General features: G+C 51.7%; 26 protein-coding genes. 7 read left to right on the forward strand and 19 right to left on the reverse strand.

From position 1 onward, the window contains the following. Positions 1-84 precede the first annotated feature (84 nt). The 13 genes from SIB66_RS11035 to hisA all read right to left on the reverse strand — a co-directional run bounded on the left by SIB66_RS11035 (position 85) and on the right by hisA (position 11923). Positions 85-987, reverse strand: a complete 903-nt coding sequence (locus tag SIB66_RS11035; RefSeq protein WP_011129911.1) for a phosphoribulokinase — start codon at positions 985-987, stop codon at positions 85-87. 97 nt (positions 988-1084) lie between these two features. After that, the gene (gene leuB / locus SIB66_RS11040) at positions 1085-2158 is read right to left on the reverse strand and encodes a 3-isopropylmalate dehydrogenase (protein ID WP_063421721.1); all 1074 of its coding nucleotides are present in this window, start codon (positions 2156-2158) and stop codon (positions 1085-1087) included. Positions 2159-2195: 37 nt separating this feature from the next. After that, positions 2196-3239, reverse strand: a complete 1044-nt coding sequence (lpxD, locus tag SIB66_RS11045) for a UDP-3-O-(3-hydroxymyristoyl)glucosamine N-acyltransferase (RefSeq protein WP_063406681.1) — start codon at positions 3237-3239, stop codon at positions 2196-2198. 56 nt (positions 3240-3295) lie between these two features. Continuing rightward, on the reverse strand, positions 3296-4381 hold the full coding sequence (gene proB / locus SIB66_RS11050) for a glutamate 5-kinase (protein ID WP_063406680.1): 1086 nt from the start codon (positions 4379-4381) through the stop codon (positions 3296-3298). Continuing rightward, positions 4378-4887 carry a YqeG family HAD IIIA-type phosphatase gene (locus tag SIB66_RS11055; RefSeq protein WP_063406679.1) on the reverse strand — a complete coding sequence of 170 codons (510 nt, stop codon included), beginning with the start codon at positions 4885-4887 and terminating at the stop codon, positions 4378-4380. Before SIB66_RS11055 ends, proB begins: the two co-directional genes overlap by 4 nt. Before the next feature lie 5 nt (positions 4888-4892). Further along, positions 4893-5429 carry a DUF3727 domain-containing protein gene (locus SIB66_RS11060; RefSeq protein WP_063406678.1) on the reverse strand — a complete coding sequence of 179 codons (537 nt, stop codon included), beginning with the start codon at positions 5427-5429 and terminating at the stop codon, positions 4893-4895. Between the two features lie 20 nt (positions 5430-5449). Further along, entirely contained in the window at positions 5450-5935 is a 486-nt protein-coding gene (gene ruvX, locus SIB66_RS11065) for a Holliday junction resolvase RuvX (RefSeq protein ID WP_063406677.1), read from the reverse strand. Beyond that, the gene (locus SIB66_RS11070) at positions 5935-6969 is read right to left on the reverse strand and encodes a hypothetical protein (RefSeq protein ID WP_236070300.1); all 1035 of its coding nucleotides are present in this window, start codon (positions 6967-6969) and stop codon (positions 5935-5937) included. The genes ruvX and SIB66_RS11070 overlap by 1 nt, the downstream gene beginning before the upstream one ends. A 58-nt stretch (positions 6970-7027) precedes the next feature. After that, on the reverse strand, positions 7028-8194 hold the full coding sequence (locus SIB66_RS11075) for a hypothetical protein (RefSeq protein ID WP_063406676.1): 1167 nt from the start codon (positions 8192-8194) through the stop codon (positions 7028-7030). An 81-nt stretch (positions 8195-8275) separates the two neighbouring features. Further along, on the reverse strand, positions 8276-8845 hold the full coding sequence (locus SIB66_RS11080) for a thylakoid membrane photosystem I accumulation factor (RefSeq protein ID WP_063406675.1): 570 nt from the start codon (positions 8843-8845) through the stop codon (positions 8276-8278). A gap of 32 nt (positions 8846-8877) precedes the next feature. Further along, positions 8878-10554, reverse strand: a complete 1677-nt coding sequence (locus SIB66_RS11085) for a DUF3685 domain-containing protein (protein ID WP_063406674.1) — start codon at positions 10552-10554, stop codon at positions 8878-8880. A gap of 71 nt (positions 10555-10625) precedes the next feature. Continuing rightward, on the reverse strand, positions 10626-11090 hold the full coding sequence (locus tag SIB66_RS11090) for a Fur family transcriptional regulator (protein WP_063406673.1): 465 nt from the start codon (positions 11088-11090) through the stop codon (positions 10626-10628). 65 nt (positions 11091-11155) lie between these two features. After that, positions 11156-11923, reverse strand: a complete 768-nt coding sequence (hisA, locus tag SIB66_RS11095) for a 1-(5-phosphoribosyl)-5-[(5-phosphoribosylamino)methylideneamino]imidazole-4-carboxamide isomerase (RefSeq protein ID WP_063406672.1) — start codon at positions 11921-11923, stop codon at positions 11156-11158. A 118-nt stretch (positions 11924-12041) separates the two neighbouring features. On the opposite strand from hisA, the gene SIB66_RS11100 reads away from it, so the two are divergent. Next, entirely contained in the window at positions 12042-12947 is a 906-nt protein-coding gene (locus SIB66_RS11100; protein WP_236070299.1) for an NAD-dependent epimerase/dehydratase family protein, read from the forward strand. Here SIB66_RS11100 and SIB66_RS11105 read toward each other — a convergent pair. Beyond that, a complete protein-coding gene (locus SIB66_RS11105; protein WP_011129897.1) occupies positions 12916-13485 on the reverse strand; it encodes a CDP-alcohol phosphatidyltransferase family protein in 570 nt (189 codons plus the stop codon). The two genes, SIB66_RS11100 and SIB66_RS11105, sit on opposite strands and share 32 nt — an antisense overlap. 32 nt (positions 13486-13517) lie before the next feature. Between SIB66_RS11105 and SIB66_RS11110 the strand changes: the two genes are divergently transcribed. After that, positions 13518-13988: a CBS domain-containing protein gene (locus SIB66_RS11110; protein WP_041384304.1), complete on the forward strand. Its 471-nt coding sequence runs from the start codon at positions 13518-13520 to the stop codon at positions 13986-13988. A 119-nt stretch (positions 13989-14107) separates the two neighbouring features. Here the strand turns inward: SIB66_RS11110 and SIB66_RS11115 are convergent, their stop codons facing one another. Next, a complete protein-coding gene (locus tag SIB66_RS11115; RefSeq protein ID WP_063406670.1) occupies positions 14108-15637 on the reverse strand; it encodes a hypothetical protein in 1530 nt (509 codons plus the stop codon). A 795-nt stretch (positions 15638-16432) separates the two neighbouring features. Between SIB66_RS11115 and SIB66_RS11120 the strand changes: the two genes are divergently transcribed. Then, positions 16433-17461 carry a transporter substrate-binding domain-containing protein gene (locus tag SIB66_RS11120; RefSeq protein WP_413410163.1) on the forward strand — a complete coding sequence of 343 codons (1029 nt, stop codon included), beginning with the start codon at positions 16433-16435 and terminating at the stop codon, positions 17459-17461. Between the two features lie 27 nt (positions 17462-17488). Here the strand turns inward: SIB66_RS11120 and SIB66_RS11125 are convergent, their stop codons facing one another. Both SIB66_RS11125 and SIB66_RS11130 read right to left on the reverse strand, forming a co-directional pair. After that, positions 17489-18022 (reverse strand): hypothetical protein, encoded by a 534-nt coding sequence (locus SIB66_RS11125; RefSeq protein ID WP_063406669.1) that lies wholly within the window; start codon positions 18020-18022, stop codon positions 17489-17491. A 393-nt stretch (positions 18023-18415) separates the two neighbouring features. Beyond that, on the reverse strand, positions 18416-18634 hold the full coding sequence (locus tag SIB66_RS11130; RefSeq protein WP_011129892.1) for a ribbon-helix-helix domain-containing protein: 219 nt from the start codon (positions 18632-18634) through the stop codon (positions 18416-18418). Between the two features lie 176 nt (positions 18635-18810). Between SIB66_RS11130 and SIB66_RS11135 the strand changes: the two genes are divergently transcribed. The 3 genes from SIB66_RS11135 to SIB66_RS11145 all read left to right on the forward strand — a co-directional run bounded on the left by SIB66_RS11135 (position 18811) and on the right by SIB66_RS11145 (position 20645). After that, positions 18811-19416: a PCC domain-containing protein gene (locus tag SIB66_RS11135; protein ID WP_063406667.1), complete on the forward strand. Its 606-nt coding sequence runs from the start codon at positions 18811-18813 to the stop codon at positions 19414-19416. After that, on the forward strand, positions 19413-19658 hold the full coding sequence (locus SIB66_RS11140) for a DUF6737 family protein (protein ID WP_063415244.1): 246 nt from the start codon (positions 19413-19415) through the stop codon (positions 19656-19658). Before SIB66_RS11135 ends, SIB66_RS11140 begins: the two co-directional genes overlap by 4 nt. Positions 19659-19760: 102 nt before the next feature. Next, positions 19761-20645 (forward strand): GNAT family N-acetyltransferase, encoded by an 885-nt coding sequence (locus SIB66_RS11145; protein ID WP_063407020.1) that lies wholly within the window; start codon positions 19761-19763, stop codon positions 20643-20645. A gap of 73 nt (positions 20646-20718) precedes the next feature. Here SIB66_RS11145 and SIB66_RS11150 read toward each other — a convergent pair whose 3' ends face one another. Next, a complete protein-coding gene (locus tag SIB66_RS11150) occupies positions 20719-21057 on the reverse strand; it encodes a c-type cytochrome (protein WP_011129888.1) in 339 nt (112 codons plus the stop codon). 350 nt (positions 21058-21407) lie between these two features. Here SIB66_RS11150 and pstS point away from each other — a divergent pair, with 350 nt between their 5' ends. After that, the gene (gene pstS / locus SIB66_RS11155; RefSeq protein WP_063421723.1) at positions 21408-22391 is read left to right on the forward strand and encodes a phosphate ABC transporter substrate-binding protein PstS; all 984 of its coding nucleotides are present in this window, start codon (positions 21408-21410) and stop codon (positions 22389-22391) included. Positions 22392-22554: 163 nt separating this feature from the next. On the opposite strand, the gene SIB66_RS11160 is transcribed toward pstS, so the two are convergent. Next, a complete protein-coding gene (locus SIB66_RS11160; RefSeq protein WP_063406664.1) occupies positions 22555-22764 on the reverse strand; it encodes a hypothetical protein in 210 nt (69 codons plus the stop codon). Positions 22765-22780 lie beyond the last annotated feature (16 nt).

Here is a 22780-nt window from a genome sequence, read left to right on the forward strand (position 1 = left end):
AGAGGTTGGAAATAGAAATAGGATTAACTGATTACTCAGATAATCCCATCATAGTTGTTTCTTGAGGTAACTAAATTATTTTGTTTAGGAGAGTTTGTGTTTGTCTTCAATCAGGCGATGAATGATCGGGGTCAAAATTAATTCCATTGCAAAACCCATCTTGCCTCCATTCACCACGATGCTTGTCGGACTCGACATAAACGAGTCATTAATCATGTTGAGCAGATCTCCAAAGTCGATGCCCCATTTTTCGCGAGCACCTTTGCGGAAGTGAATGATCACAAAGCTTTCATCCGGCGTAGGGATGTTCCTACAAATGAATGGGTTGGAGGTGTCCACAGTGGGCACTCTCTGGAAATTGATGTCTGTGCGGCTGAATTGTGGACAGATGTGGTTGATGTAATCAGGCATGCGGCGCAGAATCGTATCCACAATTGCTTCTGCGGAATAGCCTCGCTCGGCATTGTCGCGGTGGATTTTTTGTATCCACTCAAGGTTGGTGATTGGTACCACCCCAACCAGTAGGTCGGCGCAGGCTGCTACGTCGTAGCCATCACCAACGACACCACCATGCAGTCCTTCATAGAAGAGAACATCAGTGTTGGTTGGAATTTCCTCCCAAGGGGTGAACTGACCTGGGTCAAGTTTCGTGCCTAGGCGGCTGTTATGTTCTGCTGCCTCTTCAGTGCTATGCAAGTAGTAACGCTTCTTGCCACCCCCTGTTTGACCGTAGGTGCGGAAGAGCTCTTCGAGCTTGTCGAATAAGTTCGCTTCTGGGCCGAAGTGGGAGAAGTTTTCACCCTTGGCCAAGGCATCAGCCATGGCTTCCTTCATGGCCATCCGCTCGAAGCGGTGGTAGCTATCGCCCTCCACAACGGCGGGTGTGATTTTCTCTCGGGAAAAAATGTGCTCGAAGGCCCGCTTTACGGTGCTGGTTCCGGCTCCAGAGGACCCTGTAACGGCGACAACCGGGTGACGCTTCGACATCGACGCAGGCAGGACAGGCCCAGAGATTTTGGCAGGTCATGGAGCAAACAGCTCAATTTGGCAACATCAGCATTTGCTTATCAGAGTTCTCGATCCTTTAAAGCGCTTGCAGCAATTGCTCACCCATCTCTGCGCAGCCCAGTTGGGTACAACCCTCACTCATGAGGTCACCTGTACGGAAACCTGCCGCGAGAACACGCTCTACTGATCCTTCAAGAGCCGTGGCGGCATCGTTTTCCTTTAAGCCAATTCTCAGCATCATTGCTGCGCAAAGCACCATTGCCATTGGATTGGCCAGGTCTTGTCCTGTTATATCGGGTGCGGAGCCATGCACCGGTTCGAACAGTCCTGGTCCTTCGCTGCCGAGCGAAGCTGAGGGCAGCATGCCAATCGAGCCGGTAAGCATGGCTGCTTCGTCACTAAGGATGTCTCCGAATAGGTTGCCGGTAAGCAGCACGTCAAATTGCCTGGGATTGCGCACCAATTGCATCGCGGCATTGTCCACATACATGTGGCTGAGCTCTACATCTCCATAGTTGGCAGCCAAAGCATCGACACGATCACGCCACAGTTGACTGACATCAAGCACGTTTGCCTTATCTACTGAACAAAGCTTTCCGCTGCGATCGCGGGCGAGCTCGAAAGCGACCTTGGCGATTCGGTCCACCTCAGTTCTGGAGTAGGTCATTGTGTTGAAAGCGCGCTCATCCCCATCGGCTTCAATCCGCCCTTTCGGTTGGCCGAAATAAATCCCGCCTGTGAGCTCCCGCACCACCATTAGATCAACGCCTTTGATCACCTTTGCTTTCAGGCTGCTGGCATCGATCAGGGCCGGCAGGATCGTCACCGGCCTGAGGTTCGCAAATAGTTTCAGTCCTGCCCGAAGGGATAGCAGGCCTGTTTCCGGCCGTTGCTCCCTGGGCAGGGAATCAAAGCGAGGGCTACCAATTGCTGCAAGCAGCACCGCATCACTGGCTTGACATGCCTCAAGGGTGCTGGCGGGCAAGGGCGATCCGCTTGCGTCTATGGCAACCCCACCGATGGGGTGTTGCTCGAAATTCAGCTTGAAACCGTGTTGTTGGCCTACTGCATCAAGTAACAGCTTTGCCACAGCAGTGATTTCAGGACCGATTCCATCACCAGGCAGCAGAACGATGCGGTGCTGGCGCATGTGGAGAACTCCAAAATGGCTTGTGCCTCCTGTGAGGTTACTGAGGTGTATCTCTTGTCAGCTTCCTCAACATTTTGGCCATCTCCGGTAATTTGCTGAAGGTGGCGGAACAGCGCAACCAGAGGCGATTTGAAATCGCGGGATAGCCGCTGACAACTTCCCCCGCTTCAACTTCGCCATGAATACCGCTCTTCGAGCTAGCGATGGCACGATCGCCGATTACAGCGCGATTAGCAACTCCAACCTGACCGGCGAGGATTACACCGTCACCCAGCCGAGCACCGCCGGCAATCCCCACCTGTGAGGCAAGGGCACATCCTTGGCCTGTAACCACCCCGTGGCCGATTTGCACGAGGTTGTCAATTTTGGTACCAGCGCCGATGCGAGTCTCACCCACCGATGGACGGTCGATGGTCGACCCGCAGCCCACTTCTACACCGTCTTCAAGAACCACCAAACCGGTCTGAGGCATCTTTTTCCATCCATTGGCGGTAGGTACGAAGCCGAAACCCTCTGATCCCACAACGGCATTGGAGTGCACAACGCAGTTCAGACCTAGCCTGGAACCAGGCTGAAGAACAGCATTGGCATGAAGTTCATTAGCTTCCCCCACCACCACATCTTCGTAAATCACTACGCCTGGATGGACCACGCTATAGGCACCGATACGGCTGCCATCACCGATGACGACGTGCGCACCGATTGAGATCCCTTGGCCAAGATGCACTTGATCTCCGATCACGGCTGTGGGGTGAACACCTGCCTTGGGCCGCGAGCGTGGATGCAATTGTTCCAAGGCTTCAGCGAATGCCAGGCGAGGGTCTCGCAACACCGCAAAAGCCAGCCCTCTTTGTTCAGCAATGACACGTAGATCATCCTGAGGTGGAATCAATACGGCCCCAACCTTGCTGTGGCTTAGCTGAGTGGTTAGTGCATTGCCCTGTTCCAGAAAACTGAGCTGATTGGCCTTTGCTTGATCGAGAGATGCGCCGCTAAGCAGTTCAGGATCTTCAGCTAGCTGGTGGTCCTGCAGCCCAGCGCTTCCTTGTTGGAGGGAGGCGATCAACTGGCTGAAGCGCATGTCAAATCACTTTTCGGCGGATCGTAGGCGTGATGTGTTGGTGATGTTCACTCAAGTCACGCGTTGCGGAGAACCAACACGTCCCTATGCACCACGACCGGTGAACGATTCGTGCTCATTTGGGTCTCAATGGCCTCTCGCAGTTCTTTGCTACTCAAGGAACACAAGCCTCGAGCGAGCTCGTTACCTTCGGGATTAATTAGTCTTACCGGCTGGTTGGCTTCAAAGTTTCCTTCCACCTCTTTAACCCCCACCATGAGTAGGGAGGCGCCACGATGTTGAAGGGCATCGCAGGCGCCTTCATCCAGCTGAAGGGTCCCTAAGGGCTTCAGGGCATGAGCCAGCCAGCTCTTGCGATTGCCGAGAGGTTGAGGGTGAGGATGAAACAACGTGCCACTCCGTCTTCCTTGAAGCAACCCATCAAGCACTTGAGGATCGCGGCCATCAGCAAGAAGAACGGTGATGCCACTTGCGGTAGCGATGCGAGCTGCCGCAAGTTTTGTAGTCATGCCCCCAGTGCCCCAGGGACCTCCCTCCCCTGCCGCGACTTCCAGGGCAGTCAGTTCATGGGGATGGTAAACATCTGAGATCGGTTCGGCAGAGGCATTAATGCGGGGGTCTGAGGAATAAAGGCGATCCACGTCAGTGAGCATGATGAGCTGATCAGCCTCCACTGCGGTTGCAACGAGAGCCGAAAGGGTGTCGTTGTCGCCGTATCGCAATTCTTCCGGAGAGAGGGCGTCGTTCTCATTCACCACCGGCAGAACGCCCCAGTCGAGCAATTGCTTCAAGGTGCTTGAAGCATTGCGGTATCGCTGCCTCGAGCCAAGATCTGAGCGGGTGAGCAATACCTGAGCCACGGTGTGACCCCTTCGGCTCATGGCAGCCTCATAGAGAGCCATGAGTTGTCCTTGACCGATAGCCGCCGTCGCTTGGAGAGCCACCACATCGACCGGCCGTTGGCTTAGCCCTAGACGATTGCAACCCAGACCTACGGCGCCACTTGTTACGAGAACAACATGATCCCCCCGCTTGAGGCTTGCTGAAAGGCAGGCGCTGTAGCTCTCAATCACTTCGGCGGTGGATTGCTTCTCATTGCCTCTCAGCAAGCTGGTTCCCACCTTCACCACCCACAGACTCATGTCTGTGGGGCCCCTAGCCATGCGGCAAGTTTTTGTTCAAAACGCTGAACTCTGTTGTTTTTGCAGGGATAGCCATCGGCGCGTAGTGGTCGAACTAGAACGGTATAGAGATCAAGACGGTTTCCGGCTAGCACGTCAGTGAAGATTCGATCTCCCACAATGGCAATCTCTGTAGGTTTGCACTGGATCTGATTGAGTACCTTTCGCAGTCGGGCTCTGCGAGGTTTCGCTGCACTGCAGGTGAAGGTGAGATTTAATTGCTCAGCTACCGAACCGATACGTTTTCGAGAGGGATTATTGCTGAAGAGGTGAAGTAATAGATGGCGTTGGGCTTCCTTAACCCAGCTTGTAACGGATAGCGGTAACTCAATCTCACGCCCGGGCAGCAAGGTGCGATCAACATCAAGGATCAGGGCCTGCAGGCCCTGATCCAGAAGGTGCTGGATCGGCAGATGGGGGAGGGTCAGGCCGGGTTCCCAGTTTGGCTGAAGCCAGTGTTGGCTCATCAGATCTACAGCTCCCTATCTTCGAGCTCGACTTCAATACGTGGCTGGACTTGATCGAATTCCTCTCCTTCTACAAGCTTTGCTTGACCGTCGGTCATGCGAGCCACAACGAAGAAGGGATCCAGAGGGATATAAAGGCCATACTCCTGCTCTTGAACCATAAAACTAACGAGCAATTCATATGTCTCGGAGTCGTCATCGGTTTCCTCATCTTCCAATTCCTCTGGATCGGGTTCATCTAGTTCACCGTTCACAGTGAGTGTTACGGCTGAGCGAACAAGAGTGAGGTCGTGTTCTTGCAGCACGACATCGGCCACTGAAAGGATTGGTTCACTGCTGGCAATCGTTTCGATCAGTTCAGGATCGTTGCCTTCGATGAGGCGGAAGAGGGAGACGGGGGTGTCGACCGGTGTGAGTAGGGCGTAATCCTTGTCATCAAGAGGAATGAGTTGCTCGAGAAAACAGAGCAGATCCCGCCCTTCATCATCTCTTACTAAGACCGTTGGCACCTCGCCATTGATATTTGGACCCGGGGCAGTCATTGGAGCTGAGGTTGATTTGCTCAGGATCCACTATCGCTGTTCACCTGACTCACTGGATGGACCGCCACGTGGACCGGTTTCAGTTCGGGACCTTCTCGCAACCACTGCTCGAGCAAAAGTGCTGCCGCAGCGCTATCAAGCTGGCCACTTCGATCGCCTTGCAAGTTGTAGCGTTCAGCAGCAGCCCAACTACTGCTGTGTTCATTTACCAAAGCGAGAGGCAACTTGAGAGCTCTCGCCAAGCGTTGTCCATAACGCTCATAGTGTCGTGCTTGATCTGTGGGCAGACCTTTGGCATCGAGCGGCAAACCCACGACCAAACCTTCCACTTTGCGACTATTGCAGTGCCACTGCAATGCTTTTAGGTCTCGTTCGAAGCTTTTTCTCTGCAGAGGAGGTAGAGGACTCACCGTGATGCCTAGTGGATCGCAGCCTGCTAAACCGATGCGTCTTTTCCCCAAATCCAGACTAAGAATGGATTTGGGTCTGGGTTTTGTTGCCGTCATTAACGTCGGCCCAGGATTGGAATAGGGAGGGGTGGTTGCTGGGGTTGCAGTCGCCCCAGCATCGATTGCAGTGGTCGAGCTCCAAGAAGCAACTTGTTACTTACCTGGCGACGCCAAAGACTGCGACCAAGCAGCAACTCTTCTCCCGCTCGCTTCCATCTCAGTTGTTCGAGAAGAGTATTGAGCGGCTCGTCTTCGCTGGTGGTGATCAGTCGGAATGTTTTGGACATGCTCGTAAGCTCAGCTAAAACTTTTGGCAGAGCTTGTGACAGTCGAGGGTCCCAGCCGACATCGCGCATCAGTTCAAGCACTGTCTCTGAGTTTGTTCCAGGATGGCTGACCAGACCTGCAATGGCCGTAATAGTTGCGCCGCCCTGGGTAAGCAGCACGCCACTGCCCGTTTGGTTTTGGTCAAGCAGGTCGATCCATTGTCGATCAACGATCTGGCGGAGATGGCCAGATCCTCCGGATTTTTCCAGTGGCCAAAGCAAGGAGGCTGTTCGACGGCTCAGCTGTTGCCAGTTGAGCTCAGCAGGCCAAGTTGGTATCGACTGGGCCATCAGTGAGGGTGGTGTCCAACACTGGAAGAGCTTGAGAGGTTGAAAGCCGAGCACTCTGGCTAGTGCCAGCTGATCGGTGTCATTGGCGGGGCAGCGCAAGATCCAGCTCTGTGCCCGCTTACTGCCTTGCTGGATGGCATTTTTTAAAAGGTCACGGCTCACGCTTTGGTTGCTGCAGTGCCGCGGCGACGTTATTAGCTCCGGTGAGGTCACTGACCAGCACGTACCACGTCGGTTGTAGGGCCTAATCACAACAAAGCCGACCAGATTTTTCTGCTCAAGAGCAACTAGGCAACTTGGCTGCCTAGTTGGCAACAAGCTTGGAAGTTGTTGTTCAGCTCTTGCCAGCCAACCGCGCCAAAGCATGGTCTCTAGCCAGTGCATCCGACCAGCGTGTTCGCTGGCATTCAGCATGGGGAAGTGGCTCGCTCTGAGGAACATCACCTGAAGGGGGCTGCTGGATGCCTCGATCACGCCTCGACCAATGCCTTCATTTGAATCTTATCCAGCTTGACCATGTCTTCCATTGTGGTCAATTGGGTCGGACCAAGACCAGAGGCGTGCGTTCATTGGCATTACCGGCTGGGTTCGGACGCAGAGCTTTCTTGAGAAGGGTTTCATCGCAACCATCACTAGAGGCCAGAACCTTGACCCGGCCGAGATCATTGACATCAACGATGGCAACGCCAACTCCCAACTCAGCGGCTGCTTGTCTGCAAAGCTTTGTTGGCGCGAGGGGCCCAAGCACGATCGTTTGATCGTATGGAGGAGTGGTTCCTGTGATGTCATCAATTAGACGTGCCTGTTCGCCAGCAAGTCGATAGAAGCATCCTTTGATACCTAGCGTTTTCAGAATTAGGCCAACGATCCATGCCATTAGCACTCTGGTTGGCCCTACCAGATTAATTAAGCTCTGTAGTCCACAAGCAGTAGCAAGACTGCTTGTGGGATGAAAGGCTCGGCAAAGGAACCGGGCGAGCCATCCAGGGTTGACTGTGCTGGGGTGGTGATAGCGCCCTTGCATAATCGCCACCGGGGTTTCCCCGATCGTGAGGACATCTCCGGGGCGTAGATGTGGCTTGGCGTAGTCACGCAAGATCTCAACAGTGTTATCGAGGGTGCCAAGCAAATGGGTTTTCAGAGGCAAGACCTCACAGCAATCGCCAGCTTGGAAGCTGACTTCAGAGGGTTGGAGAGGTTCTGGCTGATGGAGTGGCACCAGGACACCTTGACGACGCTTCAGCCGACCAAAGGGGCCGTAGTTCACCCAGTTGACATCTACCCAAATGCTGTCAGCACTGGTTTTCAAATCACTGCTTTTGCTGTTCTGCAGGCGCAGGTTCACCTGCACCCTCGTGCTTTTGTGGCCTTTGACAATGTAGGCAGCCCAGTAACCATCATCGCGAGCCTTTTCATCTGGATGATGTGGGGTGATCTTTGTGCTCAACTTGACTTCACTTAGATCGGCTTTGCCAAGCAGAACAGGGTTAATTTGCAACTCAGGCACCATCACTTCCATGCGCGGATGGGGGTTGCTGATCTCCAGCCAGATTTCTACATCAAGATCAGAGTTGCTTTGCTTGACGTTGAAGTCGAGCGCCTTGAGGCTCAGAGGGGAGGCGGGCCTCAGACGATGCCTCAGTTCGAGCCAAAACACACCAAGACCCAGCAGTAGGAGCAGCTCAAGCAGGCAAGTCATTGGAGCAGGCGGCTTACTAGACCGGGGGACCTGGCGCGCAGCGTAAAGGGTGGTTGATGCTGATAGCAGTACTTTAGCGCCTTATTCTTTCACCATGAAGCTGTTGTACTCATTGAAGCTGTCGATTTTAAGTGAATCAATTGGTTTACTTAGACCTGTAGCAGTACTGATTGCATCATTGATTTCATCGAGTGAAACTTGGCCTTCTTGATCGAGTAGCACCTCACCTTGACCATCGATCACCACCACTTGAGGGATGCGTCCATGCCAGTAATAAGACTCTTCTTGGGGATCGTTACTTGTTCGTCCTTGAAACTCGTCTGTGGTCAACGGGATCAGATCAATGGAATCTCTCCATATCAAGTTAATTGTTGAAACCACAGGAGAGAAAGCCTTGCTGACGGCGCTGTCATCGAGATAAAACACGATCACACTTGTGCGCTTCTCTCTAAGGGCTTCGGGAAGATTTGTTCCTTGCCCGTAACCCAATGAACCATCACCCGCATAGATCGGAAAGATGTTGCCGTCGTAGGCATCGTCATCTCGGATGGCTTGGACTGGGGGCACCATCAGAAGAATGGCCAGACCCAAGCTCAGGAGTGCTTTGAGCAGATGGGTCATGGGCAGTACACGGAGATGTTTAATGCTCATTTTGGCGCTTGATTGCCTCGAAAGTGTGGGAATTAGCCACCTCTCAGGCTGCGTCCCATTCCCTGCGCGATTCCTCGTCCAACCAGACCAATAGCACGGCCTAATACCTGCGTAAGCACGACCACCATGAGATCACCGATGCGTTTGATCAGGGATTGCATTGAGGGTGCCAGAGCATCGCGGGCTTCGAGCAATAGAGCAACTTGCTGCTGCCACCAACCAAGCTGGCTGAGTTCTTCATCACGAGGTTCGGTGAGCAGTAATGGCTCGACAATGCCGTCTCGCAACCTGTAGAGGAGTCGTTTACTTTCGTAGAGCTGAATTGGTCTTTGAATCCAGTTTTGCCAACGGGCCTGACTATTGAGTTGATTACGCAATCGCTCGAGTTCTCGTGTGGAGATCAAGTGCTGGTTCAGTAGGAAGCGGCGTAGTTCGGGCCACTCACCACAGGTTCCGAGAACTTCGGCACTGATTATTTCAGCGGTTCGTACGAGCCAGTTACCCACCAACATTTCGAGTTGCAGTAAGGCACGAGGGGAATCTGCCGGCAGCAGCTGCCCCTCAACAAGCACGGGTCTGTCGAGCAGCAATGGAGCCAGCATTCTCTGGGGGTCTGGAAGTTCTTGATCAATTCCCTTGAGATCGGCAGTGGCAAGCAATTGATCTGCCACTGGTTTGAGTTCGCCAGCTCGAGGAAGTCTGACGTAATTACCTGCCATAGATCGCAGGGCTTGTTCACGTAGTTCAGATTCGAGCGTCAGCCAGGAGTCATTGAGTGGGGTCTCGGTACTGTTGGGTTGACGCAGCTTTTTCAGCACATGATCCAATTGGTTCAAAAGGGCAAGGAGTAGGTCACGACGTCGCTCAGGATTGAGGCTTTCAATCGCTAGCAGGCTGCCTGTTGAATTTCTGAGTCCTTTTTCTACGGAATCGCTAAGCCGCTGACGGATCGCTCCCCATACCGCCACTGCGTTCCGTTCACTGAGGCAGATAACCGTTCCGGCAGCTTCTGCTGAGATCTGTCTTGAAGCATCGAAATCGAAATTGATGCGTGCCTTTTGGGATGGCCGATTTGGGGGGAAAGGGTTGCGTAGACCCACTTGCAGCGGGCCCCAAATCCATAACAAAAAATCTCTTGCACTACGGAGTTCCCGCTGGCGCCCTTCCATCAAAAGACGAAACAGTTCATTTTTGGGCGGTGGGTTGAGGAATGCTTCGATCAACCTCAGATCGTTGTCGATCTGCTGGAGACCACTCACCAACAGCCACTGACCAAGCCCCATCGTTGCTTGGGGAATGCTGTCTTGGGAGACGGGGGCAGCATTGAGTCTCACAACTCTGCCACCGCCACAAAGAGTGGTGATGGCAGCCTGCAATGTGGCCAGATCGGGGTCTTGAAGTAGGCCTGGACAATCGAGGCTCAACAACTCGTTTGCATTGAAACGAAGCTGGGCCGGAAGGATCAGCATTACTGGCGCAGGTTGCCAATGCTCCTGAAGTCTTTTGAGTTCCAGTTGCAATGTGCTGAGAGTTTCGAGACTCTCAACCGACAAGATCACTAGGACTGGATGACGGCTCAGCTGGTCCGTCCGCAGAATGACATCCAGGCTTGGGTTTGCACTGCTGAGCTGCAACGCTAAGGATTCACCGAGCAGATCGGGAGCCAGCAACAGGATCTGAGTGGATGTGCTGTCCGCCAAATTCACCACGGCACAAGGCTTATGCCATCAAGGTAACGAGCGTTAGGCAAATCCTCCAGTCCGTTGAGATCTTGATGTTTTTAGTCGTTGTTATTACATGCTGGCCGACCGCTGAGTTGAAGGGTGTAGGAGTGAATGCAGTAACCAGTTTTGGCCTCGATTTGATCGAGCAAATCCTCAGGGAGTTCTATATCAAGGTCTGTGATGTTGCCGGTCTCTATGCAAGTGAGGTGGCTATGAGGATCGCTTCGGTAGCTGTATAGGCGACCATTGGCTCGATCGAGACATTCGATCAGTCCTGCTGATTGAAGTGCCTCCAGGTTCTGATAGACGGATGTGTGACCAATGGACCGTCCACAGGTGTTGAGCTTTTGAAAGATATCGCGAGCACTGAGATGAGTGGCTTCGCTCCAGAGGAGATCCAGCACCATGCGCCGCTGACGGCTTAGTCGCATCCCAAGCCGCCGGCAGCGTTCGAAGGCTCCCTGCACTCCATCTTCATCCCGCTCAGCACTTGAGCCGCTGATCTTGGGAGCGGTGTGCATCACAACTGAAGTGATAATGAATTCAATTTACGGCTCCAGCAAGGTCAATTCATAGTCCAAGGTCCTCATGCCATCAGTGGTTTGCTAGTTGGTGGGTCCTGCAGTCGGCCATCGCCAATGGCTCGGATTGCTTCTTTTAGATCCACCTTGCCGTCGTAGAGAGCTCTTCCCACAATCACCCCACTCACTCCATAGGGTTCAAGAGCCAGCAGACTAAGTAGATCGGCCATGCAACCCACGCCTCCGGAGGCGATTACTGGAACGCTGCTGGCTTTTGCCATTGCACGTAGTGACTCTAGGTTCGGCCCTTCAAGGGTTCCATCAGTTGCAATGTCTGTGCTGATGATTGCGGCGATACCGGCAGCATTGAAATCGGCGGCTAAGTCTGTTGCATTCACTTCGCTTTGGCTAATCCATCCTCGCGTTGCCACCTTGCCGTTTTTGGCATCGATGCCGACGATAATCCGACCGGGATTCCTTTGGGCAAGCTGTTTCACTAGCTGGGGTTGCTCTATTGCCACGGTGCCAAGGATGACTTGTTCAAGGCCGTAGGCGAGGAGTTCTTCGGCTCGTTCGAGAGTGCGCACACCACCCCCGAGCTGGACAGGAATATTGAGGGCAGAGGTAATAGCTCGCACACAGGAATCGTTGACCGGCTCACCAGATTTGGCGCCATCGAGATCCACCAGGTGTAGGCGAGTTGCCCCCTGCTTCTGCCAGCTAAGGGCTTGATCAACGGGGTCCTCGCTGAAGCGAGTCACCTTCTCGTAGTCCCCCTGGTGAAGTCGCACGCACACGCTGTCCAGTAGGTCGATGGCTGGGATGATCTCCATGATTGGCAAAGAACGTTGCCTTAGACCTCCATCCTGCAGGGCGAAGGGCCTTCAGTTGCTGATCGAACGCGCTTCAATATGCGCGTTTGATGATTCAGCTGTTTTGAAGATTCTGATCATGGGGGGAACCCGATTTGTCGGCAAGCCTCTGGTTACTCGACTTCAGGCCCAAGGCCATGCGCTCACGTTGTTCACACGAGGCCGCCATTCTTTACCAGATGGTGTGGAACATCTCAGTGGTGATCGAACCACTCCTGAGGGGCTGAGTCGTCTTCAAGGCCGAAGCTTCGATGTCATCGTCGACAGCTCAGGGCGCAAGCTTGAAGACAGTCAAAGGGTGGTGGCCTGTACAGGAGAGCCAAAGCATCGTTTCCTCTATGTCAGTTCCGCTGGCGTCTATGCAGATTCCGAAGAGTGGCCACTGAATGAGGAGAGTGCAACCGACCCGAACAGTCGTCATGCCGGCAAGGCTCAGACCGAATCATGGCTGCTTCAGCAAGGAATTCCCTTTACCAGTTTCCGACCTACTTATATCTATGGTCCTGGTAATTACAACCCAATTGAACGTTGGTTTTTCGATCGTATCGTCCATAATCGACCGGTTCCTTTGCCACGAGATGGCACCACCATCACCCAATTGGGGCATGTTGTTGATCTGGCTAATGCCATGGTTCGTTCCCTTGAGGTGGAGACAGCAACGAATCGCATTTACAACTGTTCCAGCAAGCGTGGTATCACCTTCAGGGGCTTGATTGCAGCGGCAGCAAGGGCTTGTGGCAAAGATCCAAATGCCGTTGAGCTTCGTTCTTTTGATCCTTCAGGCCTGAATCCCAAAGCTCGTAAGGCCTTCCCGCTGAGGCTGAGTCATTTCCTTACCGATATCACCAGGGTGGAGCGGGAATTGGCCTGGCAGCCACGCTTTGACCTTGAGACTGGCCTCGAAGATAGCTACTGCAACGACTACTCCTTGAAGCCAACGGCTGAACCAGATTTCAGTGCCGATCAATCCTTGATCGGGGTTTGATGTATGCCACCGCAGAGCTAAACGCCAGGATCAGAGATGGCCAGAACAACCACCAGCCCAGGTGCTGCATATTTAGGCAAAAGTTGTGGCTTCCCCAACTAGGCGGCCACAACAACAGCAGCATGCTTAGGAATTGAAGGATCGTCTTTGCTTTACCTCCCCAAGAAGCAGGAGCACCAGATGAGGCTTGAGCACGCCAACCGGAAATCAGTAGTTCCCTGGCCAGCAGTAACCAGATCGACCAAACAGGCAAGGCTTCGTTGCTGGCCAGCCAAATCATTGGTGCTGCTAGAAGAAGCTTGTCAGCAAGCGGGTCCAGGCGAGCGCCCCAGCTGCTACCACCACCAGCTCTGCGGGCCAGCCAGCCATCGGCGGCGTCGCTAAGCCCTGCCAGCAACAACAACACCCATGCCAGAGCAGGCTGACCCAATTGAAGCAACAACACCAGGGGGAGACCTGCGACAGACCTCCCCACGGTTAGAGCATTTGCCGACCTTCTCAGTGTTGATGGTGAACCGAGGCGGGATGGTGCACTCACAGGCTCAGAATGAATGAACTTGCATGTGATTCATGGTGCTCCAGCAGACGGTGAAGGATGTCATGTCAACGCCGGTTCTCAGTGTCGTGCCAGCCACATCTCTGCAGGAGGCTGTTCAACTACTGAGTGATCACCACATCAGTGGCCTGCCAGTTGTCAACGACGATGGCACGCTTGTGGGGGAACTCACTGAGCAAGATCTGATGGTGCGCGAGAGCGGCGTTGATGCTGGTCCGTATGTGTTACTGCTCGACAGTGTTATCTACTTGCGCAACCCCCTTAACTGGGATAAGCAAGTTCACCAAGTGCTTGGTACTAGCGTCAACGACTTGATGCGCAGCGACACCCATACCTGCAATGAAGCACTGCCATTACCAAGGGCCGCCGCCATGCTTCATGACCGCAGTACGCAGCGCTTATTTGTCATCAACGATCAGCGCAAACTTGTTGGGGTGATTACCCGGGGTGATGTTGTTCGAGCTTTATCAATGCAGGGTGACTAGTGCCTATCGAAGTTCGCGAATATGTAATAGCCAATCTTGAGGCATAGGGAATTGAACACGATTCAAATTGGCAAGTCCTTATCGTTAGGAGCCTGCTATGAAAACGATTGATTGAACTGTTAATTGATCAGTCCTACCTCTGATGCAGACAGCGGTGGTGGAGGTAATAGCGGTAGTGGTGGAACTCCGATCAGTGGGGGTGTCTCGATTTCGGCTGGATTGTCATGGATCGGGTCTCTTCGTTGATGGATCTCCTGGGCTGGAGGCAGGGCCTCGCCTTCCCGAAGCAACAAAGGTGGTGGCAGATCCGGTGGAAGCAGGGGGTTGCCCCATTCCAGATCCGTTCTCAAGGGATCGTTATCTTGAAGATTCGAGGGTGAATCGAACTTTTCGGGCGTTTCGAGCAATACCAGTGGATCTGCCGTAATCGGCGGTTCCCGTAAAGGAGCTCGATCACTATTACGAGCCAGAAAAGTGCTTTGGCTATCGCTGGGAATGGTAGTGCCGGGCTTGGGCGCCCAGATCATCCTGGCGATGGGCTCCACACCTTGCTCGATCAATCGATTCAGTCCAGCTAGGGCCCGGTCGAACAGTCTTCCGCCCGGCCATTGTTGGCAATTAACTCCATTGCAGTCTTGCGCCCCATCAATCCTGGGGCTGAGAGAGGCTGCCAAGGTGCCCTGAAGTTGGAAGCGCCGTTCACTGAGCCTCAGGAGATAGGGAACATGCACAAAGCTTGTGACACCACCGCTGATCCAATTGGCGTCATCCTCCGTGAAGCCCTTGACGCCTGGAATGATCAAACGACTCTTGGAGGCATGGTCTGGCATGTAAGCCGCCACAAGGCCACGGCTGCGGGCTAAATCCTTGCTCTGTTCAAGGGTTAACCCATCTCTGCTCATTAATACCTCTATACGCCCGTCTTGTCGCAGGCCCATGATCATCCTGATGCGAGGAAGGTAGTAGCGGATCCGCTGGCCCATGCTGATGCTGTATGCGCCCTTGTAGCTAGGAGGAGGCACTTCCAAATCGTTGTAAATGCTGTGTAGTCCACCGATAAAGGTGTCGTAGGTGGAGGCACGATTGGCTGTTAGTTCTCCGTAACCGAAGTCAACTCTGCCGTTGTAGCGAATGCCTATGTAGGCGCGTTGGATGGAGGCAGCGCGATTACGACTTCTCCAGACGCGTTGACCCAACTTGAGATCTCCAAGGGGAACTGTGATCTCTTGGCCACCAATGTCGACATGCCGCTCATACATCGGACCAGAGACAAATGCCAGTGAAGAGGAGTCCTGGAAAGCGTCCTGTTCTCTATCCCAGCCTTCAAGAAGGCCGAACTTCACTTTACGTGGATCAAAATCGAGTGCGTACACATCATCGTTTGGTCGATAGCGAAAGGGAGCTTTCACTTGTCTCTTAATGCTCTCTGCGACGACTTGACTTGGGTTGAAGCGTTCGGGTGCTTTCGGAGCCAGAGCCACAAGACCAGCAAAAACAGTGAGCGGCAACCCAATCAAAAGTAAGCGTTTGGATAGCTGAGATCTCCTACGCTGAGGCCGCCGTCGCCGCCTTGGCGGGGAGGCTGTGCGACCAGCACGTCTAAGTGGGGCTGCCTTTGCTTTGGTTGTAGCTGTTTTCGTTCGGGGCAAGTAAAAAAATGGCTACCTTCACCATCAGCAAATTCAGCTAAAGCTCACTGCATCAATGGCTTCCCGTCAACTCCCTAGATGAAAGAAGTCGTTAGTGAATGGCTTCTTACTCAAAAATGAAATAGGCAAAAACGTTCGAGCTTCAAACCTTCTCAACCAGAATTTATTACCTTCTCATGATTCCAAAAGGGCTTTCTGTACTGAATTTTGATCCCTTTCAAGCCTTTTCATAGTCAATGCTTGTTAGCCGTATTTATGCTGCATCCGTTTTCTATTCCTAGCCACATCAGTATTGCTTAGGGAAGAATTTGGCTTGGCTGGCTTTGTCATGCCATCGAAACGCGATCAATCTGTTTGACCTAGTTACGCCATCTGATGCTGTCTTATTCAAAGGTTGTGCTTGCGTGAGGAAACCATCTGCAAAACTTGCAAGCACTTAAGGCTTACAAAAGGAAATAGCAAAATGCTCTTCAGGGCAGTTGATCGCAATCTAAGATGACCTTTGCATTCGTAGCTTCTAGATGACTCTTTTTCTGATTAGTGCCCTGGTTGGATCCGTTCTGGCAATGATTTTGATCGTTCGTCGCCTTGAACAGAAATAAGCTGTTGCTTGTCTCTCCTCTGAAGTTCTTGCTCAGACTGGTCTTACAACCTTTCTTGTCGTGGTGGTGTGGATAAGAATCGTACGCAGTCCTATGGCAGCCTTAGGTGAGATGGGCTTTTCAGTTCGTGTATAGGCGATTGATGGGCGGCATGAATTTAAAGAGACGGCTCTCCGTTGCTGCCTTGATTGTCATGGCGACTCCGTCTCCCCTTCAGGCAATGGCTTTGAGGGTGGGAGTAAGTGGTTCGCCACCATTTGTGGACAAGAAAGCTGGTGTATACGAGGGAATTAGTGTTGAAGTTTGGCGTCAAATTGCTCATGCAGAGAAGCTTGAATACTTTCTCATTCCATATCCCAACATAGATTCGAACATCAAGGCGGTGGCTGATGGAAAGATTGATTTAGCCATCGGACCTATCAGCATTACGCCAGATCGAGTAGCAAGAAATGGGATTGAATTCACGCAACCTTATTTCTATGCAGAGGAGGGTGTTTTAGTACCATCACAGCCACCCGGACTGTGGGTAAGGATCAAGCCTCTCTTTGGTGTCGCTGCTTTATCTTCTATCACTTTCTTGCTCTTTACACTTTTCTGTGTAGGCAATCTGATTTGGCTTGCAGAGCGAAAACGCAACCCTGAACATTTTCCGCCTCAATATATAAAGGGTCTAGGGAATGGGATTTGGTTTGCCTTGGTTACACTCACAACCGTAGGTTACGGAGACCGTGCACCTTTAACGAAAGCAGGAAGGTCTATAGCAGGGGTCTGGATGGTAATTTCGCTAGTATCAGTGTCGACAATTACTGCAGGATTGGCTTCGGCATTTACCGTCTCGCTATCTCAGACGCAATTGTCTGGGGTCATGAAACCATCGGATTTGGATGGTGAATTAATTGGTGTAGTTACTGGCACCACAGGTGTATCTTTAGCCAGATCATATGGTGCACGGCCGTTTCCAGTACCAACCCTTAAGGAAGCCATTCATCTAATCAAGAGAAATAAAGTCTCAGGAGTGATCTCAGACACACCTATCTTGAGTTATTATATGAAAAATAATCCAGACAAATCTCTAACATTAGCACCTTTTAGACTTTCCCTTCAGACCTATGGATTTGTCGTGCCTAGTGATAGTCCATTGGAACGTTTGATTAATATTGAACTCCTTCGTCTTGAACGCAGTCATCAAGTTAAAGCGATAAGCGACAGGCTTTTGAAATAATTCCTCTGATCTAATACTCACAAACATTTAGTTTTGCAGCTGACACCTCAGCACTGCTAGCGCTTCATCGGGTAGTCCCAAAAATTGATCAAGCCATGCGGCTCCACTGAGTGGCACGATGGCGACGCCCACAAGTACGGCATTGCCATCCGCATCAAGTGCCTGTCCTTGTACATCATGGCGCTGACTCTCAACCTTTCCACTGCTGAGGCATGTATTCACAGTCAGATCAGGAGCAGTGAGCCAACTGCCAACTGTGAAACAGAATTGCGCTTCAAACTGAAGTGATAGTTCACCACTATCGGGTGCGAAAGACCCTTCAAGCTTTTGGGTTGTAATGCTGATGTTCAAACCAGGAGGCATTGGCAAGCCAAGTATCTGTGTTGTGCGCCAGCTGAGAGCAGGAATGATCAGTTTTTTTGGATCAAAGCGAAGACTTCTCAGCCCATCTTGATTCATAGGCCCGAGAAGGCCGTCTCCACCTCCACCTCTAGCGTCATAGCTAAAGGCTGGATAAGCACCGATGGCTAGACGACATCCTTTCTGACTTGTCAGATGCATTACGGAGGACAAAATAACAACTTGGCAGATCACCAGGTTGACAGAGTTTAAGAGCAGGTGTATTCAGATCAACTTATAAAATTAATAAGCGCTGCCTACATTGACTCTCCATAGATACTGTATTTAATTAGAACTATTCTACACTGGACAACTAAGACGATCAACGATCGACTTAAAAGATTCGAAACAAATCATTACCACAGAAGCTACAAAGATACTTTTGTCTCAATATTATTTTCATAGAGATTGAGACTATAAACATCCAGTAAACCACCCCTCCAACTATCAATTCAGCAAAGACGAACCAATAACACTATTTAGTCAGCCTTCTAATACTGCACTTACGTCAGCATCTAAACAGTGAAGATCCTCGCTATTTAGTAGAACTGATCGTCACCCGTCTAACTGACGATGACGACGCAGTCCATCTTCAATCAAGAACGAGGCAAGGCTGCTACAGCTGCGGCTTTCTGCAAGGGCATGCTGCTTGAGCCGATTCATCAAACCCACCGGCAGGGTCACATTGAGGCGTTCCGATTGAGCAGAATCGGCCACCATTGCTGCACTTGGAGCCTCTTGAGAGAATCGTTGGCGCTCTTGCAGCTCGGCCATTTGGTTCTGCAGTAACGACACTTTGACGTCTTAGCTTGGCATCAATAGTTCAGCAATAACTTGCCATTCATGCCCACAAGCTCTCTATGGCAATCTTCGAGTCGTCTATCGATCAGCTCTGAGGACCGGTATTTACTGTTGACTTCTTAATCTCTGCTTTCTCGAAGGAGAACTCCATGCGATCGCTGCCATTGAAGCTTGCTCCAGGCAGCGACCTGCTGATAAGCCTTCAGAAAATAGCTAAGGAACAGAACAGCTCAGGTTTTGTTCTTGGTGTGGTTGGCAATCTTTCGCGTGCAGCATTTCAGTGTCCTGGTCAGTCAGGGCCTACTGTCCTCGAGGGAAACCTGGAGATCATCACTCTGAATGGCACAGTTTCTCCCAATAGTGTGCATCTGCATCTAAGCCTCTCTGATAGTGCCTGTCAGGTATGGGGTGGCCATCTTGAAGCAGGAACCCTTGTGCTCAAGGGTGCTGATCTGTTGGTGGGTTTATTGGATCAGTCTCTCCCACAAGAGACTTCTGATCCTTCTCAGACACCAAGGGTGGAAATTGCTGTTCTGCCTGGTTGCCCTTGGTCGACCAGAGCTCTGCGGATGCTTGGTTCTCTTTCCATTCCGCACACCGTTAAGAGCATCGACAATGATGCCTCTTTCAAGGCGTTCAATCAGCGTAGTGAGCTCAATACTTTCCCTCAGGTATTCATCGATGGTGAGTTGATTGGCGGTTACGATGAACTATCGAAAATGCATGCTTCTGGCCAACTAGAGACACTGCGATGAGTAGTGATCAAGGCAAAGCAACTACAGCAAGCTTTTGGGATGAAAAACCCTGGTGGTGTCAACCCTGGAGCATTCTGCTCACAGGTGTTGCTTGTGTCGCTGTCAGCTGGTGGTGGCCCAGTCTGCTTTGGTTTACTGTTCTGATCGCCATAGGCGTGATCGGATGGTGGGGCTTGTTTCTCGTGCTAGCCCCAGCGATCTATCGCCAGCAGATTCAGCAGCAACTTTCGGAACAGGATTAAATCTCATCCTGATGGATCTCAATCTTTAAATATCACGCCCCATCATTGGATCAATCTCCAAACCAACTTGGTCCTGAAAAACATCTCGTTAATTGCTCCGTTATGGCCTCGCTGCTAAAGATCCGGCCGCTGCAACGCAATGACATCGCCATGGTTACGCAATGGGCCAGGGCAGAGGGTTTTGCTCCTGGTGTTGGTGATGTAAGTATTTATCGTCATACCGACCGTCAGGGATTATGGGTGGGTTGGCTTGGCAATCAGCCTGTCGGTTGCATTGCTGGAGTTCGCTACAACGCCGCCTATGGCTTCATCGGATTGTTCCTTGTCATTCCGGAGCATCGAGGTCATGGGTATGGAGTTGAGCTATGGGAACATGCTCTCGAGCATCTCGTTGATCTTCCTTGCGTTGGTTTAGAGGCTGCGTACGATCGAATTGACGACTATGCCGGATGGGGTTTTGCAATTTCATCGCCGACAACTCGCTGGCAGAGGATTTGTGATGGCAACCTGATTGACGACGATGACTATTCCAATGGCGAAGGGTTGCAACTGCTTGAGGGTGATTCGATTCCCGCGATGGCTGTGCAGTCTTATGACGCCATACGTGAACCCAGCCCCCGCCCTCACTTCCTTTCCGATTGGCTTCAGCATCCTGCCGGTAATGTGCTGGCCCTGGTAGATGGCAACGATTGTTGCCATGGATTTGGCAGGATCCGGCCTTGTTTATTACGTGATGGCGAAGGCTGGCGGATTGGGCCGCTATTGGCTGATAATCCGCAACTCGCGGAGCTGTTGTTGAAGCGTTTGATCCAACGCCATCCAGGTGTGGTGATCTTGGACGCACCTGGAGGAAACTCTTCGGCAGAGCCCCTGCTGAAAAGCCTTGGCTTCAGTGCTGTTTCTCAAACTTTGCGCATGTATCGCGGAGAACAACCATCTATTCCTTTAGACGAGGTTTATGGTTTGGCCTGCTTGGAGTTGGGTTAAAAAAATCCTTCAATCAAGCTGTTTAATAAACCAGACTTGACTGAAGGATTTGAAACGATTGATTGACTTTTAACTACCAACCACTGCTGGCTTGGGCTTCAACATAGGCTGCTACATCAGCTATATCTGCTGCACTGAGGACGTCTGCAAAAGAAGGCATGCCGCCTTTACCGTTGGTGACCTGGGCAACAATTGCTTCTTCATGCCCTGAGCCGTAGTTGCTTAAGGTTGCTTCTAGGGCCGCTTTTTGAAGGGTCTTTGCAGGATCAACGATGTTGCCGCCGCCGGCGTGGCATGCGGCACAAGTAGACGAGAAGACTTGTCCGCCATGGGCCGAGTCAGCAGCCATCACCCAAGAAGGAGCTGCAAAGCATACGGTGATAGCAAGGAGAGCTGAAAGTAGCCTACGCATCAGAAGCAGGTATCAACGCCAACCATTGTTGGTGATCAAATGGGCATTGAGCTCTTTTGGATAGAAGCTGTTATTAATTCAAATATTCACCGAAAGACCAACTCCTTGTTGATCTTTGTAGATCAAGGCGAAGCCTTGCTTGGCTAAGCAATGGGGCAGGAATCTCCCTTTGATAGTTCAGTTGCTGGGTTTTTGCCTTGAGAAAAGAAAAGGGTTCTACTCGGTAGAATGTTCTTATCTCCCTTAAACACTAACCGATTCATCAAGATCTCCTAGTCAATTGCTGACTTTTTCCCATCAAAGGGCATTTCTTATCTAGTTATGGGTTGATGAAATCCTTCAGGGGCCCCATGTCGTTCTCAAAGAAGGCCCTTTTGCTCCTTTCTGTGGTTGTTCTCGGTGTTGGCATCACGGCTTGCAGCACCTCAGGGTCATCCGGCCGTCTCAGCGGAGCTGGTGCCACTTTCCCTGCAAAGATCTATACCCGTTGGTTTAGTGATCTCGCCAAGGCTGGGGGGCCACAGGTCAACTATCAAGCTGTTGGCTCTGGATCTGGTCGTAAAGCCTTCATTGATCAGACTGTGAGCTTCGCGGCATCGGATGATCCGATGAGGCAAGAAGATATTGACAAGGTTCAGCGTGGCTTGGTGCAAATCCCCATGGTGGGAGGCACAATCGCCTTTGGCTACAACCGAGACTGCGATCTGAAGTTGACCCAACAGCAAGCGGTTCAAGTTGCTCTTGGCAGCATCAATGATTGGAATCAACTCAATTGCCCTGCAGGCAAGATCACTTGGGTGCATCGCTCTGATGGCTCTGGCACCACCAAGGCATTTACAAATTCCATGCAGGCCTTTTCTAAACAATGGACCCTGGGAACCGGGAAATCAGTGGAATGGCCAACAGGGGTGGGCGCTAAAGGGAATTCAGGTGTTGCTGGTGTGATTACAAATACACCTGGCGCGATCGGCTATGTGAATCAGTCATTCATCAAAGGAAATGTCAAAGCTGCTGCACTTGAAAATCTCTCTGGCGAGTTCCTCAAGCCAAGTGTGAATACAGGAGCTGCTGCCCTCAATGGCATCCAGTTAGACGCCAATCTTGCCGGTACCAATCCAAATCCCACAGCCAAAGGTGCTTATCCGATTGCCACCCTCACCTGGTTGTTGGCATACAAAACTGGTAATGGCAGCAACCTTGACGCACTCAAAACAACCTTTGACTACATGTTGAGTGATGAGGCTCAGGCGCAAGCTGATGGGTTGGGCTTCGTTCCCCTTCAAGGCAAAATTCTCGACAAAGCTCGTAGTGCCGTTGGCTTGGTCGGCAAGTGATCAAATCACGAGACCCGTTTAAGTCGACTTATTAGAATCATTAAAAGTGAAGCTAATAACTTCCTTTAAATGTCTCCCTCTTGTGTACCCTATATAGATTGTATTTTAGGAAGCAAAACGTTGTGATCAATTGCTCTTCAACTGAGCTTAACCCTGGCAAGTATCAATAACCAGACGAATGGTTGCTATGGTTTCGCTGATGTTGTTTCTCCTCAAAAAGTTCGCTTTCGAGCTGTTCAATCAGCTTAGTAACGAGTGCTTGAAACTCAGGTTGACAGCCTCTAAATGCAGCCTTGTGACGAATGGGTTCATTACGAGTACGCAGGTCGGTAAGCATCAGCTGTAAGGCATCAATTCTGGCATTGGTGTTCATGACCAGATACTACTCA

It is taken from the genome of Prochlorococcus sp. MIT 1318, from assembly GCF_047304505.1.
Classification (GTDB): Bacteria; Cyanobacteriota; Cyanobacteriia; order PCC-6307; family Cyanobiaceae; genus Prochlorococcus; species Prochlorococcus marinus_D.

What these genes read in the sequence shown, in the direction of transcription:
- SIB66_RS11035 (WP_011129911.1), bottom strand. Translation starts at nt 987, where the DNA reads ATGTCGAAGCGTCACCCGGTTGTCGCCGTTACAGGGTCCTCTGGAGCC.
- leuB (WP_063421721.1), bottom strand. Translation starts at nt 2,158, where the DNA reads ATGCGCCAGCACCGCATCGTTCTGCTGCCTGGTGATGGAATCGGTCCT.
- lpxD (WP_063406681.1), bottom strand. Translation starts at nt 3,239, where the DNA reads ATGCGCTTCAGCCAGTTGATCGCCTCCCTCCAACAAGGAAGCGCTGGG.
- proB (WP_063406680.1), bottom strand. Translation starts at nt 4,381, where the DNA reads ATGAGTCTGTGGGTGGTGAAGGTGGGAACCAGCTTGCTGAGAGGCAAT.
- SIB66_RS11055 (WP_063406679.1), bottom strand. Translation starts at nt 4,887, where the DNA reads ATGAGCCAACACTGGCTTCAGCCAAACTGGGAACCCGGCCTGACCCTC.
- SIB66_RS11060 (WP_063406678.1), bottom strand. Translation starts at nt 5,429, where the DNA reads ATGACTGCCCCGGGTCCAAATATCAATGGCGAGGTGCCAACGGTCTTA.
- ruvX (WP_063406677.1), bottom strand. Translation starts at nt 5,935, where the DNA reads ATGACGGCAACAAAACCCAGACCCAAATCCATTCTTAGTCTGGATTTG.
- SIB66_RS11075 (WP_063406676.1), bottom strand. Translation starts at nt 8,194, where the DNA reads ATGACTTGCCTGCTTGAGCTGCTCCTACTGCTGGGTCTTGGTGTGTTT.
- SIB66_RS11080 (WP_063406675.1), bottom strand. Translation starts at nt 8,845, where the DNA reads ATGAGCATTAAACATCTCCGTGTACTGCCCATGACCCATCTGCTCAAA.
- SIB66_RS11090 (WP_063406673.1), bottom strand. Translation starts at nt 11,090, where the DNA reads ATGCACACCGCTCCCAAGATCAGCGGCTCAAGTGCTGAGCGGGATGAA.
- hisA (WP_063406672.1), bottom strand. Translation starts at nt 11,923, where the DNA reads ATGGAGATCATCCCAGCCATCGACCTACTGGACAGCGTGTGCGTGCGA.
- SIB66_RS11100 (WP_236070299.1), top strand. Translation starts at nt 12,042, where the DNA reads ATGGGGGGAACCCGATTTGTCGGCAAGCCTCTGGTTACTCGACTTCAG.
- SIB66_RS11110 (WP_041384304.1), top strand. Translation starts at nt 13,518, where the DNA reads ATGGTGCTCCAGCAGACGGTGAAGGATGTCATGTCAACGCCGGTTCTC.
- SIB66_RS11120 (WP_413410163.1), top strand. Translation starts at nt 16,433, where the DNA reads ATGGCGACTCCGTCTCCCCTTCAGGCAATGGCTTTGAGGGTGGGAGTA.
- SIB66_RS11125 (WP_063406669.1), bottom strand. Translation starts at nt 18,022, where the DNA reads ATGCATCTGACAAGTCAGAAAGGATGTCGTCTAGCCATCGGTGCTTAT.
- SIB66_RS11130 (WP_011129892.1), bottom strand. Translation starts at nt 18,634, where the DNA reads ATGGCCGAGCTGCAAGAGCGCCAACGATTCTCTCAAGAGGCTCCAAGT.
- SIB66_RS11135 (WP_063406667.1), top strand. Translation starts at nt 18,811, where the DNA reads ATGCGATCGCTGCCATTGAAGCTTGCTCCAGGCAGCGACCTGCTGATA.
- SIB66_RS11140 (WP_063415244.1), top strand. Translation starts at nt 19,413, where the DNA reads ATGAGTAGTGATCAAGGCAAAGCAACTACAGCAAGCTTTTGGGATGAA.
- SIB66_RS11145 (WP_063407020.1), top strand. Translation starts at nt 19,761, where the DNA reads ATGGCCTCGCTGCTAAAGATCCGGCCGCTGCAACGCAATGACATCGCC.
- SIB66_RS11150 (WP_011129888.1), bottom strand. Translation starts at nt 21,057, where the DNA reads ATGCGTAGGCTACTTTCAGCTCTCCTTGCTATCACCGTATGCTTTGCA.
- pstS (WP_063421723.1), top strand. Translation starts at nt 21,408, where the DNA reads ATGTCGTTCTCAAAGAAGGCCCTTTTGCTCCTTTCTGTGGTTGTTCTC.
- SIB66_RS11160 (WP_063406664.1), bottom strand. Translation starts at nt 22,764, where the DNA reads ATGAACACCAATGCCAGAATTGATGCCTTACAGCTGATGCTTACCGAC.